The sequence below is a fragment of the Corallococcus sp. AB018 genome, assembly GCF_003986945.1.
In the GTDB taxonomy this organism is placed as follows: domain Bacteria; phylum Myxococcota; class Myxococcia; order Myxococcales; family Myxococcaceae; genus Corallococcus; species Corallococcus exiguus.
The window spans coordinates 1-13,784 of sequence record NZ_RAWR01000131.1 but is presented as its reverse complement, the minus strand read 5'-3'; the positions used below and the strand labels follow the sequence as shown (position 1 = coordinate 13,784).

General features: G+C 70.4%; 13 protein-coding genes and 1 pseudogene. 7 read left to right on the top strand and 7 right to left on the bottom strand.

The genetic code is table 11. The annotated features are described in order from the left end of the window. The first annotated feature begins 51 nt into the window (after window positions 1-51). Window positions 52-1,833, top strand: a complete 1,782-nt coding sequence (locus D7Y11_RS45220; RefSeq protein ID WP_304988681.1) for a serine/threonine protein kinase — start codon at window positions 52-54, stop codon at window positions 1,831-1,833. Between the two features lie 101 nt (window positions 1,834-1,934). On the opposite strand, the gene D7Y11_RS25695 is transcribed toward D7Y11_RS45220, so the two are convergent. From D7Y11_RS25695 to ttcA, 3 genes are read right to left on the bottom strand one after another with little or no spacing between them, the layout of a single operon-like run. Beyond that, window positions 1,935-2,759 (bottom strand): phosphate/phosphite/phosphonate ABC transporter substrate-binding protein, encoded by an 825-nt coding sequence (locus tag D7Y11_RS25695; protein ID WP_121753146.1) that lies wholly within the window; start codon window positions 2,757-2,759, stop codon window positions 1,935-1,937. Between the two features lie 12 nt (window positions 2,760-2,771). Further along, entirely contained in the window at window positions 2,772-3,596 is an 825-nt protein-coding gene (locus tag D7Y11_RS25690) for a tellurite resistance TerB family protein (protein ID WP_120577482.1), read from the bottom strand. Next, window positions 3,575-4,432, bottom strand: a complete 858-nt coding sequence (ttcA, locus tag D7Y11_RS25685; RefSeq protein WP_120577483.1) for a tRNA 2-thiocytidine(32) synthetase TtcA — start codon at window positions 4,430-4,432, stop codon at window positions 3,575-3,577. The genes D7Y11_RS25690 and ttcA overlap by 22 nt, the downstream gene beginning before the upstream one ends. Window positions 4,433-4,497: 65 nt before the next feature. Between ttcA and D7Y11_RS25680 the strand changes: the two genes are divergently transcribed. After that, window positions 4,498-5,667 carry a ribonuclease D gene (locus tag D7Y11_RS25680; protein ID WP_120577484.1) on the top strand — a complete coding sequence of 390 codons (1,170 nt, stop codon included), beginning with the start codon at window positions 4,498-4,500 and terminating at the stop codon, window positions 5,665-5,667. Between the two features lie 191 nt (window positions 5,668-5,858). Next, window positions 5,859-6,215 (top strand): hypothetical protein, encoded by a 357-nt coding sequence (locus D7Y11_RS25675; RefSeq protein WP_120577485.1) that lies wholly within the window; start codon window positions 5,859-5,861, stop codon window positions 6,213-6,215. 14 nt (window positions 6,216-6,229) lie between these two features. On the opposite strand, the gene D7Y11_RS25670 is transcribed toward D7Y11_RS25675, so the two are convergent. Beyond that, a complete protein-coding gene (locus D7Y11_RS25670; RefSeq protein ID WP_120577486.1) occupies window positions 6,230-7,735 on the bottom strand; it encodes a carboxypeptidase M32 in 1,506 nt (501 codons plus the stop codon). A gap of 44 nt (window positions 7,736-7,779) precedes the next feature. On the opposite strand from D7Y11_RS25670, the gene D7Y11_RS25665 reads away from it, so the two are divergent. Next, entirely contained in the window at window positions 7,780-8,322 is a 543-nt protein-coding gene (locus D7Y11_RS25665; protein WP_120577487.1) for a hypothetical protein, read from the top strand. A gap of 42 nt (window positions 8,323-8,364) precedes the next feature. On the opposite strand, the gene D7Y11_RS25660 is transcribed toward D7Y11_RS25665, so the two are convergent. Further along, a complete protein-coding gene (locus D7Y11_RS25660) occupies window positions 8,365-9,993 on the bottom strand; it encodes a peptide chain release factor 3 (protein ID WP_121753149.1) in 1,629 nt (542 codons plus the stop codon). Between the two features lie 120 nt (window positions 9,994-10,113). Here D7Y11_RS25660 and D7Y11_RS25655 point away from each other — a divergent pair, with 120 nt between their 5' ends. Together D7Y11_RS25655 and D7Y11_RS25650 are read left to right on the top strand one after the other, a co-directional pair. Continuing rightward, window positions 10,114-10,512 carry a RidA family protein gene (locus tag D7Y11_RS25655; protein ID WP_121753151.1) on the top strand — a complete coding sequence of 133 codons (399 nt, stop codon included), beginning with the start codon at window positions 10,114-10,116 and terminating at the stop codon, window positions 10,510-10,512. Window positions 10,513-10,537: 25 nt separating this feature from the next. After that, window positions 10,538-11,191 carry a glutathione S-transferase family protein gene (locus tag D7Y11_RS25650; protein WP_120577504.1) on the top strand — a complete coding sequence of 218 codons (654 nt, stop codon included), beginning with the start codon at window positions 10,538-10,540 and terminating at the stop codon, window positions 11,189-11,191. Between the two features lie 36 nt (window positions 11,192-11,227). On the opposite strand, the gene D7Y11_RS25645 is transcribed toward D7Y11_RS25650, so the two are convergent. After that, window positions 11,228-12,373: a hypothetical protein gene (locus D7Y11_RS25645; RefSeq protein ID WP_126935021.1), complete on the bottom strand. Its 1,146-nt coding sequence runs from the start codon at window positions 12,371-12,373 to the stop codon at window positions 11,228-11,230. A 141-nt stretch (window positions 12,374-12,514) separates the two neighbouring features. Here D7Y11_RS25645 and D7Y11_RS45215 point away from each other — a divergent pair, with 141 nt between their 5' ends. Further along, entirely contained in the window at window positions 12,515-13,420 is a 906-nt protein-coding gene (locus D7Y11_RS45215; protein ID WP_126935020.1) for a helix-hairpin-helix domain-containing protein, read from the top strand. Window positions 13,421-13,466: 46 nt separating this feature from the next. Here D7Y11_RS45215 and D7Y11_RS43410 read toward each other — a convergent pair. Further along, window positions 13,467-13,784, bottom strand: a pseudogene (locus tag D7Y11_RS43410) (kelch-like protein); the annotation flags it as partial.

The following is a 13,784-nucleotide window of genomic DNA, read 5'->3' as shown; positions in this document are numbered from 1 at the left end:
GAAGCCCGGGCTTTTGAGATCCGCGCTGACGCGGCTATCGTCACGGCCGGAGTGGAAACGTTCGGCCGCTATGAATTGCTGCGCAAGCTGGCCACCGGCGGCATGGGGGCCGTCTATCTGGCCCGGCAGAAGGGGCCCGTAGGGTTCCAGAAGCTGCTGGTGGTGAAGCGGCTGTTGCCCCACCTGTCGGAGGACGACGAGTTCCTCCAGATGTTCCTGGACGAGGCGCGCATCGCGGCGCTGCTCAACCACCCCAACATCGCGCAGATCTACGAGATGGGGGACGTGGACGGGCAGTACTACATCGCCATGGAGTACGTGCACGGCGAGCCGCTGGGCTCACTGGTGCCCCGCGCGTCGGCGCACCCGGGCGGGTTTCCGCTGGGCCTGCGATGCCGGATCATCGCGGAGGCGGCGGCGGGCCTGGATGCCGCGCACAACGCGCGCAGCCCGTCCGGCCGGAAGCTGTCGCTCATCCACCGGGACGTGTCGCCGCAGAACGTGCTGGTGGGCTTCAACGGCGGCGTGAAGCTCATCGACTTCGGCGTGGCGAAGGCGCAGGGCAAGCTGTCGCAGACGGTGGTGGGCACCATCAAGGGCAAGCACGCGTACATGTCCCCGGAGCAGGCGCGGGGTGAGCCACTGGATGCGCGCTCGGACGTGTTCGGCCTGGGGACGGTGTTCTACGAGCTGCTGACCGGCGGCCGCCTGTTCAAGCGCGAGACGGAGATGGCCACGCTCAAGGCCGTCGTGGGGCACAAGATCGTCCCGCCGTCGGAAGCGGTGCCTGGGATTCCGAAGTCGTTGGACCCCATCGTCTTCAAGGCGTTGGCGCGCAAGCGCGACGACCGGTTCACCACGGCGGGCGAGCTGCAGCTGGCGCTGGAGGAGTTCCTCCAGCAGGAGAAGCTGCACGGCACCAGCGCGCACCTGGCGGCGTTCATGCGGGACGTGTACTCGGACGAGCTGGAGGAGGAGCGCTTCGCGGCCGAGCCAACGATGATCTACTTCGACCCGCGCCTGATGGCCCGGCCGGGCAGTGCCGCGCCCGCGAAGCCACCGGCCTCCGGGACGACGTCGTCCTCGGGCAAGGCGCAGGCCCCCGCGAAGACGCCGCCGCGCGCGCCAGAGCCGTCGGTGAGCCAGTCGTCGACGAAGGCCGCCGCGTCCCCGGAGGACTCCGGAGTGGGGCCCACCGCGGAGCGGACGTCGCGCACGAAGGAGAACTCCGGCCTGAGCCGCCCGGAGGCCCGGCCCGTGAAGACGCGGGAGAACACGGGCGTGAGCCTCGCGGACACGCGGCCCCTGCATGACGAGGACGCGCGCCGTCCCACCGCGAAGCACGAAGCCATGCGCGGCGAGGCTCGCGCCTCCACCGGTAAGTTCGATGCCGTGCGCGAGGACGCGAGTCCGGCTCGCGCCCCCACCGCGAAGCACGAAGCCGTGCGCGAGGACGCGGGTCCGGCTCGCGCCTCCACCGCGAAGCACGAAGCCGTGCGTGGTGAAGACACGGGCTCGGCTCGCGCCTCCACCGTGAAGCCCGAGGCCGTGCGCGCGGAGACCGGCCGGTCCTCCACCGCCCAGTTCGGCGCCGTGCGCGCGGATGGCTCGAAGCCGACCCGTACGCCCGAGGGTTCCACGGGAAGCCGTTCCGCGGCGAAGCCCGTGAAGGCCTCCGGGGATGCGACGGGGAGCCGCTCCGCCGCGAAGGCCGTGCGTGCGTCGGAGGACTCCGTTGGAGCCAAGGTGCCCTCGAAGACAGGACGCACCGAAGGCTCCGTGTCCTCCGCCCGCCGCCCCGTGCGCGGCAACGGGCCCGACTCCGACAAGTAGGACCCAAGGAGCGCTGCGACCGGTTGCCTCGGGCTCCGCTCGAAGCGAGCCCACGGGTCCCGCGAGCGACGCGGACCTCGCGGCGCCGGAACCGCGCTCGGCTACAGGCTCGCCAGGGCCACGCGGTACAGCGCGCGGTAGCCCATGCGCGGCGCCACTTCGAAGCGGTCCGCGTTGAAGATGTCGCGCAGCAGCGCCTGCCCGTCCGGCGTGGACTGCAACCCCAGGAGCGCCGTCTCCAGCGCGGTCACCAGCGGCGCGGGCAGCCCCATGGCCACCGGCACGCCGTCGTTGGGGGCTTCATCCGTGTACGCCAGGAGCTCGAACTTCGCGCCCATGCCCGGCCCCAGCACGTCCTCCACGCCCGTGGTGAACGTGAGCCCCGTGGAGGACGGCGGACAGAAGACGCTCGTCACCTGCGCCCTGCCCTCCAGCACCGCCTCCAGCGCGCCCTGGTACGAGCCCGTGAACTGCTGCGACACGAACGCGCGCGACGGCTCCAGCCCCTGCGTCTTCAGGAACGCGCTGGGCAGCAGGTAGCCCGCCACCGAATCGCGGTCCACCCACGCCGCCGAGGCGCCCTTCAGCTTCTCCAGCGTCAGCCCGGAGCCCGCCCGCCCCACCAGCGCGGAGCGGTAGCTGGACATGCCCCGGCGCACCCCGCGCGTCAGCACCCGCACGCCCATGGCCTCCATGCGCGCGCACACGAAGGGCGGCGCCCAGGCCGCGTCCGCTCGCCCGGACAAGAGGTCCTTGGCCAGCGTCTCGTAGCTGGTGGCGACGTTCACCTCCACCAGCTTGCCCAACGCGCGTTGCAGGAACGACGCGAGCCGTTCCGCACGCTCGCGCGCCGTCTCGCTGCCCAAGGACGGCGGCAGGCCGAAACGGAAGGAGTGGCGCGAACCAGAGGGAACTTGCGGGGTCATACAATTCCCTGCTTACCCCTGCTGGTCCAACCGCGCCACTTCATCGTCCGCAAGACCGAACGTTGCCTGGAGCAGATCCAGGATCCGCTGCTCCGCGGTGCTCGTCCGCCCGGACGCATGGGCGATCTTCGTGGCCAGCTGGTAGGCCTTCACCCGCTGGGAGTGCGTGGCCAGCCCGTGCGCCAGGACATGAAGCCGCTGCGGCAGCCCGTCCGTGGCCAGCGCCGCCACGGACTCGCTCACGAAGCCCTGCGCTCGCTCCGGGCTCACGTTCTGGAAGAGCGGATCCGCCGCGAAGCTCTCCACCATCGCGCGCGCCTCCGCCTCCTTCAGCTGGCCGTCCGCCGCCAGCACCAGGACCATCACCTCCGCGAACAGCCGCTCCAGGGGCTCGCCCAGCGCCTCCGACAGGCTGCCCCCCTGTTCGATGACGTCGATGATCTGCGCGACCTCGTCCTCGGAGATGCCCAGCGCCGCCTGGAACGTCTTCAGCAGCCCCAGCTCCGAGCGGGTGGCCCGCTGATCCGCCAGCGCCACCGCCGCCGCCAGGCCGAAGGCCAGCATCCGGTTCTTGTGGTCCGGCAGCCGCCGGCGCAGCGAGGAGAGGACGTCCTCCAGGTTGCGCGCCTCCGCCAGCCGCACGGCGCTGGTCTCCACCAGCAGGTTCAGTTCACCGGACTGCGTGCCCTCGAACTCCGGGCGCTCCAGCACTCGTGCCAGCAACGTCTGCATCTCGCGCTGGGACACGTTGCCGTCCGCCATCGCGGCCAGCAACATGGCCTCCACCAGCGCCGCGTTGCGCTCCTTGCGCGCCTTTACTGCCTGCTCTCGAGCCATGGACTGGCGCTCCCTTGCGTGTCGGTGGTGGGGGGGGTGACCGCGGGCCCGTCTTCCGTCGCGTTCAGCGGGTCCGGGTTCAGCGTCTTGTCCAAGAGGTGCGTGGGCCGCACGTTCGACATCGCGTTGAGCAGGCTCTGGCGGACGTTGGGGATCTCCTTGCCCAGGTCCTCCACCAGCTTCTGCATCCGCTTGCGCTGCAGGTTCTCCTGCGACCCGCACAGGTCACAGGGGATGATGGGGAACTGCTTCGCTTCCGCGAACTGGATGATCTCCTTCTCCGGCGCGTAGCACAGCGGCCGGATGACCACGTTGCGGCCGTCGTCGCTCTTCAAGAGCGGCGGCATCGCCTTGAGGCTCCCGGCGAAGAACATGTTCAGGAGCATCGTGTGGATGAGGTCGTCGCGGTGGTGGCCCAGGGCAATCTTGTTGCAGCCCAGGTGCACGGCGGCGTTGTAGAGGATGCCCCGGCGCAGGCGTGAGCACACCGAGCACTGCGTCTTCCCGGGCGGGGTCTTCTCCAGGACGATGCTGTAGGTGTCCTCCTTCAGCATCTTGTAGGCGTAGCCCTCCTTCTGGAAGTAGCCCTCCAGGATGTGACCGGGGAAGCCCGGGTGACCCTGGTCCAGGTTCACGGCCAGCAAGTCGAACTTCACGGGGGCTCGCCGCTGCAGCTCTCGCAGCAGGTGGAGCATCGTGTAGGAGTCCTTGCCTCCCGACACGCCCACCATGATGCGGTCCCCGGCCTCGATGAGGCGGAAGTCCGCGATGGCCCGGCCCATGTGGCCAAGCAGGCTCTTTTCAAGACGTTGGGCGTCGTTCATCGGCGGGGCCATCCTAGCGGCGGTTCGGGAAAAAACACGTCAAAGGGGCGGGCCGGTCCGCTAGCCTGCTCCCCGCGATGCCGACCTTCCCTCAGGGTGCAGTGGACGTGGTGGACCGCGCGGGCGAGGAAGCCGCCACGCGGGTGCTGGAGGCCGCGCCGGAAGTGGCGGTGGACCTGGAGGCGGACGCCATGCACGCCTTCCGCGCCCGCCTGTGCTTCCTCCAGCTGGGCACCGACACGGACATCTTCCTCTTCGACACGCTCCAGCCGGGCGTGGATCCGCGCCTGCTCTCCCCCATGATGGAGGACCCCGGGCGCACCAAGTACTTCCACGCCGCCCAGGGCGACCTGCAGTTCCTGGCGGAAGCGGGCGTGCGCGTGCGCGGCCTCTTCGACACACACCGCGCGGTGACGCTCCTCGGGTGGCCCAAGGTGGGCCTGGCGGACCTGGCGCGCGAGCGGCTGGGCGTCGAGCTGCCGAAGGAGCACCAGCAGTCCGACTTCTCCCTGCGTCCCCTGCCCGAGGGCATGCGCGACTACATCGCCAACGACGTGCGCTACCTCTGTGAGCTGGGCCGCCAGGTGCGCGACGCGTGCCGCGAGGCGGACATCCTGGAGGAGGTGCTGCTGGACTGCGAGCGCATGTGCGCGGAGGCCGAGGCCCGGCCGGAGACGGGCGCCGAGTACAAGCCCAAGCTGTCCAAGAGCGGCCTGAGCACGACGCAGTACGCGCTCGCGCATGCCATCGCGCAGGAGCTGCACAAGCGGCGGCTGGAGTGGGCGGAGAAGGACAACGTGCCCATGGGCCGCATGCTGTCCAACATGGCCATCACCGACCTGGCCCTGAAGCAGCCGGACACGCACAAGGACCTGGCGCGCGCGGCCGGCGTGCGGGGCGCGGTGGTGCGCGCGCACGGCGACGACATCCTCGCCCTCATCCGCGACCAGCAGCAGAAGGCCATCCGGGGCGAACTGGACCTCGACCGCGAGCCCAAGGGTCCGCGCGACCCCCACCGGCGCAAGCGCGAGGACGCGCTCAAGGCGTTCCGCGTCGAGCAGGCCACGGCACGCAAGGTGACGCCCAGCGTGGTGCTCACCAATCCGCTCATGGACGCGCTGGCGTCGAAGCCTCCCGCGGACGTCGCGGAGCTCTCGCAGCTGCCGTACTTCGGGGAAAAACGGATCAAGCTGTATGGCGACAAGCTGATCGCGTTGCTCAAGCCCTTTCCGGTGCCAGGCAGCTGACGTTCACCACGACGAAGAGGCAACTGCTGTACGCTTCGGCCGAATCGTGCGCGGCGCTTCTGCATCCCTTGCCGGCTCGCTGTCCATGACCCCGGAACGCAGGTGTTCAGGCCTCATCTGCGGCTCCGGTGCTGGTTGCGAGAACGGCGTCCGTGCGTACCTTTGACGCCGCACAGAGGGAGGGCGTGGTCATGTTGGGAGCCAGGACAGGCGGGGCGCGGATCGAGGTCTCCCGGTGCATCGCCGCGAGCCTGAAGTGCCAGACGGCCTGCGAGGCGGGCATGGCACGTCTGAGGGCCCAGGGCGTCGCGGCGGATGACGACGCGGTGCGCCTGCTGCGCCAGTGCGCGGAGCTGTGCGAGCTCAACGTGCGCGCGCTCCAGAAGGAGAGCCGCCTGTCGCGCCGCACCGCCAGCCTGTGCTTCGAACTGGGCAGCCAGGTGGCCCGCGCCGCGTGGCTGGAGGCGCAGGACCCGGACGCGCACGCGCTCGCGAGGGACGCGCTGCACCTGGCGCGCGCGTGCCGCCCGCTGGTGTTCGCGGCCTGAGGCTGTAGAGGGCGCTAGAGCTTGATGCCGTACAGCGCGCCGTACTTCGCGCGCAGGTACTGGAGGAAGTCCCGGTCCGTGAGCCCCTCGCCGGTGATGGCTCGCACCTGCTCCTCCGCGGGCAGCCGGAAGCCGTGCGAGTGCAGGTTCGTGCGCAGCCACCCCAGCAGTGACGACGTGTCGCCCCGCGCGAGGTCCGCCTCCAGCGACGGCAGCGCCCGGTTCGCGGCGGTGTACAGCGAGGCCGCGTACAGGTTGCCCAGCGAGTACGTGGGGAAGTAGCCCAGCTCACCCCAGGCCCAGTGGATGTCCTGGAGCACGCCCTGCGTGTCGTCCGGGGGAGTCATCCCCAGGTAGCGCCGCATGCGCTCGTTCCACGCGGACGGCAGCTCCGACACGGGCAGCTCGTCGCGCAGCATCGCCAGCTCCAGCTCGTAGCGCAGGGCGATGTGCAGGTTGTACGTCACCTCGTCCGCCTCCACGCGGATGAGCGACGGCACCACGTGGTTGATGCCCGCGTGGAAGCCATCCAGGTCCACGTCCGCCAGCGCCTCCGGGAAGGACTCCTTCAGCGCGGGGAAGTGGCTCACCCAGAAGGCGCGGCCGCGGCCCACCAGGTTCTCCCACAGGCGGGACTGGGACTCGTGCAGGCCCATGGAGGGCACGGACGCCAGCGGCGTGCGGTGGTGCTCCGGGGAGAAGCCCTGCTCGTACAGGCCGTGGCCCGCCTCGTGGAGCGTGCCGAAGAGGGCGGCCGGCGGCCACACCGGATCCAGGCGCGTGGTGAGGCGCACGTCCTGCGCGTGCACGCTGTTGGTGAAGGGGTGGATGCTCACGTCCTGGCGGCCCGACTCCAGGTCGAAGCCCACGGCCTTGAGCAGCCGCATCGTGAACTGCCACTGCTGGCCGGTGTCGTAGGTGCGGCCGGAGAGGAACGCGGGGAAGGCCCGCTTCTGCTCGCCGAGCGCGGCCACCATGGGGATGAGCGCCTCACGCAGCGCGGTGAGCACCGGCGTCAGTCGCTTCACGCGCATGCCGGGCTCGAAGCCTTCCAGCAGTGCGTCGTAGCGCTCTCCGTCGTGGCCCTGCGCGTCCGCCTGCTCACGGCGCAAGGCCAGCAGCGCCTCCAGCGCGGGCTGGAAACGCTCGAAGCGCTTCGTGGTGCGCGCCTCGCGCCAGGCCTGGAGGCCCTCGCCCTGGGCCTCCGCCAGCGCGGTCACCAGCCGGGCGGGCAGGCGCACCGCGCGGTCGCGCTCTCGGGTGAGGACTCGCACCATGGCGCGCTCGTCGGGCGTGAGGGCCTCGAAGTCCTGGCCCCCTTCCCCGGCGCGGGCCAGGGCCTCTCCCAGGCGCGGATCCACCAGCCGCTCGTGGTGGATGGCCTGGACGGTGGCCATCTGCTGGGCGCGGGCGGTGGCCGCCTTGGAGGGCAGGTAGACTTCCCGGTCCCAGGAAGCCAGGTTGATGACGCTGTTCAGGTCGTTCAGCTCATGCATCCGTGCGCGCAGCCAGGAGTCCATGGCCTGTGTTTCTAGCGCGCTTCCAGGGTATGAGGACGCCCGCGATGGCCAACATCCTCCAATTCTTCATGGCACCCGACGACGAGGTCGCCTTCTTCCGTCACCTGGAGCGACACGTCCTGGAGGTCTACCCCCGGCGCGTGCCGCCGGACTGGGTACCCTTCCGGGCCAACCCGGACAACATCTCGCGCCTGCCGGAGGAGGACCTCTACCTGGTGGCCAGCGAGATTGGCCCCGCCATGGTGGACAAGGTGAAGCGCGGCCCGGACAAGGGCTTCTGGCGCATCGACGAGGTGCGCTCGCCCGTCATCTTCATCGAGCGCTCGCGCCGCAACGAAGAGGGCGAGCTGCTCAGCGGGAAGATGTGGGTGGAGCTGGAGGTGACGTCCCAGACGGGCCGCCGCGACGCCGCCCCGGACAAGTTCCGCCGCCTCTACATGGAGGTGGAGGAGTTCGTGAAGAAGACCTTCCGCCGGGGTGACCCGAAGGACTTCTTCGTCGGCAACCGCGCCGCGCGACTCTGCAAGGAGGGCCTGGTGCTGCGCGACTCCGCCTTCCGAGGCGGCACGGTGGTGCCGCACAAGTAAGCCGCTGCCGGGCCGGGGGGTGTCCCCGGCCCTGGAGCCGACCTAGCTGCCGGTCGCGGACGACGCGGACTGGCGCAGGAGCGGGGCCTCGGAGACGAACTTCAGCTCCGGGTGCTTGTCCTCGGCGTGCTGGAGCGCCCAGTCGTCGCGGAAGAGCACCAGGGGCAGCCCGTCGCGGTCCTGCACCGTCTGGCGGTTGCCTTCCCAGTCGAACGACTTCGGGTCGAAGTTCTGGCCCACCACCCACCGGGCGTGGCTGAAGGGCAGCCGGTCCAGGGCGATCTTCGCGCCGTATTCATGTTCCAGGCGGTACTGGAGCACTTCGAACTGGAGCGCGCCCACCACGCCGACGATGGGGTCCTTCATGCCCATGGCCAGCTGCTGGAAGATCTGCACCGTGCCCTCTTCGGACAGCTGCTCCAGGCCCTTCTCCATCTGCTTGCGGCGCAGCGGATCCTTGGAGCGCACCACCGCGAAGAACTCCGGGCTGAAGCGCGGCACGCCTTCGAACAACACGTCCTGCGCGCCCTCCGCCAGCGAGTCGCCGATGCGGTACTGCCCCGGGTCGAACAGGCCGATGACGTCCCCCGGCCACGCGTCTTCAATGGACGTGCGCTCGGCGGCGAGGAACTGGCTGGGCTTCGCGAGCCGCACCTCCTTGCCCAGGCGCGAGTGGAAGGCGTTCATGCCCTTCACGTAGCGGCCGGACACCACGCGCATGAACGCGATGCGGTCGCGGTGCGCGGGGTCCATGTTCGCTTGAATCTTGAAGACGAAGCCCGCGAACTTCGGGTTCGTGGGCTCGCGCGGGCCCTGCGTGGTGGGGCGCGACGTGGGCGCGGGCGCCAGGTCCAGGAACGCGTCCAGGAAGGGCCGCACGCCGAAGTTGGTCATCGCGCTGCCGAAGAACATGGGCGACAGCTGCCCCACGTCCGACTTCTCGCGCGTGAACTCGTCCCCGCCGATGTCCAGCAGTTCGATGTCCTCCTGGAGCTTCGCCAGCTCGTTCTCCGTGAGCACCGTCTTGATTTCAGGCGAGTCGATGGACACCGAGCGCTCCGCCACTTCCGACTCGCCGTGCGAGCCCTCCGTGGAGAACACGTGCACCACGCGCGCCTGCCGGTCGTAGACGCCCCGGAACTCCGGCCCCATGCCAATGGGCCAGTTCATGGGGTACGAGCGGATGCCGAGCACCTGCTCCAGCTCGTTCATCAGCTCCAGCGGTTCGCGGCCGTAGCGGTCCAGCTTGTTGACGAAGGTGAAGATGGGGATGCCGCGCAGGCGGCACACCTTGAAGAGCTTCTTCGTCTGGGGCTCCACGCCCTTCGCCGCGTCGATGAGCATCACCGCCGCGTCGGCGGCGGACAGCGTGCGGTAGGTGTCCTCGGAGAAGTCCTGGTGGCCCGGGGTGTCCAGCAGGTTCACCGCGTGGTCGCGGTAGCTGAACTGGAGCACGGACGAGGTGACGGAGATGCCGCGCTCCTTCTCCAGCTCCATCCAGTCGCTGGTCGCGTGCCGCCGCGCCTTCTTGGCCTTCACGCTGCCGGCCAGATGGATGGCGCCGCCGTACAGCAGCAGCTTCTCCGTCAGGGTTGTCTTTCCCGCGTCGGGGTGGGAGATGATGGCGAAGGTCCGTCGCCGGGCGACCTCCCTCTCGAGCTCATTGGCCATGATCCGAGGCCAACTATCACGGGCGGTCGTTCCTTGCAGCTGTGCAAGCAGCGCCTGGAGGTCCGGCCGGGCTCCGGCCCTCCGGGGCAGCCCTCCCTCAGGCCCACATCGGAGCACGCCATGCAGCGCATCCTCCATGCCACCGGCACCCCCTGGGAGCCCCGGGTGGGCTACTCGCGGGCGGTGCGCACGGGCCCCTTCGTGTCCGTCTCCGGCACCACCGCCACGGACGCGGACGGCCAGCTCGTGGGTGAAGGGGACGCATACCGGCAGGCGGCCCAGGCGCTCGCCAACATCCGCGCCGCCCTGGAGGCGGTGGGGGCCCGGGTGGAGGACGTGGTGCGCACGCGCATGTACGTCACCGACATCTCCCGCTGGGAGGACATTGGCCGCGCCCACGGCGAGGTGTTCGCGGCCATCCGCCCCGCCACCTCCATGGTGGAGGTGAAGGCGCTCATCGACCCGCGGATGCTGGTGGAAATCGAAGCGGACGCGGTGGTGGCATCCGCCCTACCCTGACGGCCCAGACCTCCAGGAGCAGGACATGACCATCACCATCACGGCCTTTGAACGCTCGCCGGATCGCGGCAGGGGACTGGCTCGGGACATGCGGGTGCGCTGGGCGCTGGAAGAGGTGGGCCAGCCCTACGACGTCCGCCTGCTGTCGTTCGAGGCCATGAAGCAGCCCGCGCACAAGGCGCTGCATCCGTTCGGTCAGATTCCAACCTACGAGGAGGGCGAGCTCGCCCTGTTCGAGTCCGGCGCGATTGTCTTCCACATCGCGGATCGCCATGCCGGCCTGCTGCCGGAAGATGCGAATGGCCGCGCTCGCGCAGTCGGGTGGATGTTCGCGTCGCTCAACACGGTCGAGCCGCCCATCTTCGACCGCAGCCTGGTGATGATTCTCGAGCGAGACCAGCCCTGGTACGAGCATCGCCTGCGCGCGCTGGACGACCTCATCCGGAAGCGGTTGGACGACCTCTCCGCGCACCTCGGCGCCGCCGACTGGCTTGACGGCGCCTTCAGCGCGGCCGACCTCCTCATGGTGACGGTCCTGCGCAGGGCGCAGGGGTCGGGCATTGTCGACGCGTATCCGAACCTCGCCGCCTATATCGCCCGCGCCGAAGCGCGCCCGGCCTACCAGCGCGCGTTCGCCGCGCAACTGGCGGTGTTCAACGCCGCCACTCCGACCGGGTGACGGCCGCCTGGTTTCGCCGAGCGGGCCGCCCTGGGCTCAGAAGTCGGGGGTGACGTCGGTGGGCACGTCGTCCGGCGCGCCGGGGTTGCCGGGCTCGGGCGTCACGGCGTCGCCGGTGCCCTCCGGGGGCGTCACGTCGCCGCGCAGCTCCACCGCGGGGCAGGCCTGGAAGCTGCCCACGCGGCTGCCGGCCACCTCCGTGCAGTTCTCCGGGCGGCCCGAGTCCGAGCACTGCAGGAGGACGCGGTAGACCTCCTTCTCCTGCGAGTCCCAGCAGGCGCTGCCCACGTAGTAGGTGTTCGCAGCGATGTCGCCGCCCCAGGCGCGCACGTCCACGCGGCCACCGGAGCCGGGGATGTGGCGCACGGAGGAGAGCACCTTCTCCTTCGCGGAGGTCGCGGTGCCGGGCAGGTTGTACGGGCCGAGCACGCGCACGCGGGTGACGCCGGTGGCTTCAATCTTGTGTCCCACGAAGGCGCCGGTGACGGCCTCGTGCGTGGCGGGGTTCGGGGTGAAGCTGGCCAGCCGGTACGCCAGCGACTTGCTGCCCTTGCCGAAGTGGGCGAACGACATCATCAGCTTGCCCTGGCCCGCGTAGGCCGGGGCCACCGCCTTGAGGTTGTCCAGGGAGATGGCCAGCGTGCCCCGGCCGCGGTGCGCGTCGCCGCTGCGCTTGAGCGCGCCCGCGGCGATGAGCTTGTAGGCGACGTCGTCCTTGCTGTTCAGCGGACGGGCCTCCAGCTTCCACTGGTAGCGCCCACCCGTGCCCTCGCGGATGGAGAGCGTGAAGGTGGCGTTGGCGCGGTCGGTGGGGCCGTACACCAGCACCTCGCCGGGCTGCTCGTTGGCGGACTGCTTCGCCAGGTCCGCGATGGGCACCAGCACCTGCCGGAGCGTGTCGTTGAGCGCCTTCACCTCCAGGCGGGCGCCCTCCAGCATCGCGGCGCCCTGCCCGTCGAGCGACGCCTCCACCTGCATCAGGTCCTGGGCCACGAGCGCGGCGCCGTCCTGCGCGAGCGCGCTCGTGTTGATCTCCAGCGACGTGCCCGCGAAGTCCGGCAGGGACGCCACCGCCTCCTGATCATCCACCCCGCCGCACGCCGTCGAAAGCACCAGGGCCGCACCCACCGCCAACGTCTTGTTCCAGCGCATCGTCATCCTCCAGGTCGAATAGGTTCGCATGACTGCCTGCTGTTCCTTCCAACCCAGTGGACCCGGCGCGGTTGCGGGGCGGGGAATTTTCCCTGTGGGCGGCCGCCATGTGCGCGGGTGTCGGCTCACGGGGTGGCCGCCCTCCCGGGGAGCCCCTACCTTTCAGGGACCATGGGCGTCGAATGGAAGAGCAACATCGACATCGCGGACGCGCTGGAGCGGGTGGCGGACCTGCTGGAAACGCAGGACGCGATGCCCTTCCGGATAGGGGCCTACCGCAAGGCGGCGGCGACCATCGCGAACTGGCCGGACTCTGTCGCGCAGGTGCTGGCGGCGGAGGGAGAGGCGGGCCTGCGGGCGTTGCCCGGCGTGGGCAAGAGCATCGCGGCGACGGTCGCGGAGCTGGTGCGCACGGGGCACATGGGGCTGCTCGAGCGGCTGGAGGGTGAAGCGTCCCCCGAGGGCCTGCTCGCCAGCGTGCCTGGCATCGGACCGGAGCTGGCGAAGCGCATCCATGAGGCGTTGGACATCACCACGCTGGAGGCGCTGGAGCTGGCCGCGCACGACGGGCGTCTGGAACGGGTGGAGGGATTCGGGCCCCGGCGCGCGGAGCAGGTGCGCGAGGTGCTGGCGGCGCGGCTGGGGCGCAACCGGCGCGAGCGCGAGCGGGGACGGGAGCACGGGCGAGAAGACGGACCGCGACCCACCGTGGCGCTGCTGCTACGGGTGGACGCGGACTACCGGCGGAGAGCGGAGGACGGGGAGCTGCGTCGCATCGCGCCCAAGCGCTTCAATCCATCCGGCGAGGCCTGGCTGCCGGTGCTGCGCGAGCACGTGGACGACTGGAACTTCCGCGCGCTGTTCTCCAACACGGCGCTGGCGCACCAGCAGCACGCCACGGATGACTGGGTGGTCCTCTACTACGACCAGGGCGACGTGGAAGGTCAGTGCACGGTGGTGACCTCCCACGCCGGCCCGCTCAATGGCAGACGCGTGGTGCGCGGGCGCGAGGACGAATGCCTCGCGTACTACGCCCGCGGGGACGCGGCGCACGAAGCACCGCACGCGGGGGCCTGAACACGGTGCAGGCGGCAGCGCATGAGCCCGCCCCGTGTGCCTCGGCTCAAGGCGCCGGTGTGTACACGTCGACAGCGGAGCGCGCGCCGCCGCTTCCACTGCCGCCCGCGACCAGCACGCGCCCGGAGGGCAGCAGGGCCAGACCGTGGTGCGTGTTGCGCGTGGACTGGATGCCCGCGGGCGTCCACGCGTTCATCGCGACGTCATACACCTCCGAGGAGTCGAGCACGCCCAACCCCGAGCCGCCCTCCCCTGTCACCACCAGCACGCGGCCCGTGGTCAGCGCCGTGGCGTGCGGCAGGTAGCGCGGCATGTTCATGGACGCCACGGTCTTCCAGGTGCCTTGCGCGACGTCGTACAGCTC

What these genes read in the sequence shown, in the direction of transcription:
- D7Y11_RS25695 (WP_121753146.1), bottom strand. Translation starts at nt 2,759, where the DNA reads ATGACCCCGCAAGTTCCCTCTGGTTCGCGCCACTCCTTCCGTTTCGGC.
- D7Y11_RS25690 (WP_120577482.1), bottom strand. Translation starts at nt 3,596, where the DNA reads ATGGCTCGAGAGCAGGCAGTAAAGGCGCGCAAGGAGCGCAACGCGGCG.
- ttcA (WP_120577483.1), bottom strand. Translation starts at nt 4,432, where the DNA reads ATGGCCCCGCCGATGAACGACGCCCAACGTCTTGAAAAGAGCCTGCTT.
- D7Y11_RS25680 (WP_120577484.1), top strand. Translation starts at nt 4,498, where the DNA reads ATGCCGACCTTCCCTCAGGGTGCAGTGGACGTGGTGGACCGCGCGGGC.
- D7Y11_RS25675 (WP_120577485.1), top strand. Translation starts at nt 5,859, where the DNA reads ATGTTGGGAGCCAGGACAGGCGGGGCGCGGATCGAGGTCTCCCGGTGC.
- D7Y11_RS25670 (WP_120577486.1), bottom strand. Translation starts at nt 7,735, where the DNA reads ATGGACTCCTGGCTGCGCGCACGGATGCATGAGCTGAACGACCTGAAC.
- D7Y11_RS25665 (WP_120577487.1), top strand. Translation starts at nt 7,780, where the DNA reads ATGGCCAACATCCTCCAATTCTTCATGGCACCCGACGACGAGGTCGCC.
- D7Y11_RS25660 (WP_121753149.1), bottom strand. Translation starts at nt 9,993, where the DNA reads ATGGCCAATGAGCTCGAGAGGGAGGTCGCCCGGCGACGGACCTTCGCC.
- D7Y11_RS25655 (WP_121753151.1), top strand. Translation starts at nt 10,114, where the DNA reads ATGCAGCGCATCCTCCATGCCACCGGCACCCCCTGGGAGCCCCGGGTG.
- D7Y11_RS25650 (WP_120577504.1), top strand. Translation starts at nt 10,538, where the DNA reads ATGACCATCACCATCACGGCCTTTGAACGCTCGCCGGATCGCGGCAGG.
- D7Y11_RS25645 (WP_126935021.1), bottom strand. Translation starts at nt 12,373, where the DNA reads ATGCGAACCTATTCGACCTGGAGGATGACGATGCGCTGGAACAAGACG.
- D7Y11_RS45215 (WP_126935020.1), top strand. Translation starts at nt 12,515, where the DNA reads ATGGGCGTCGAATGGAAGAGCAACATCGACATCGCGGACGCGCTGGAG.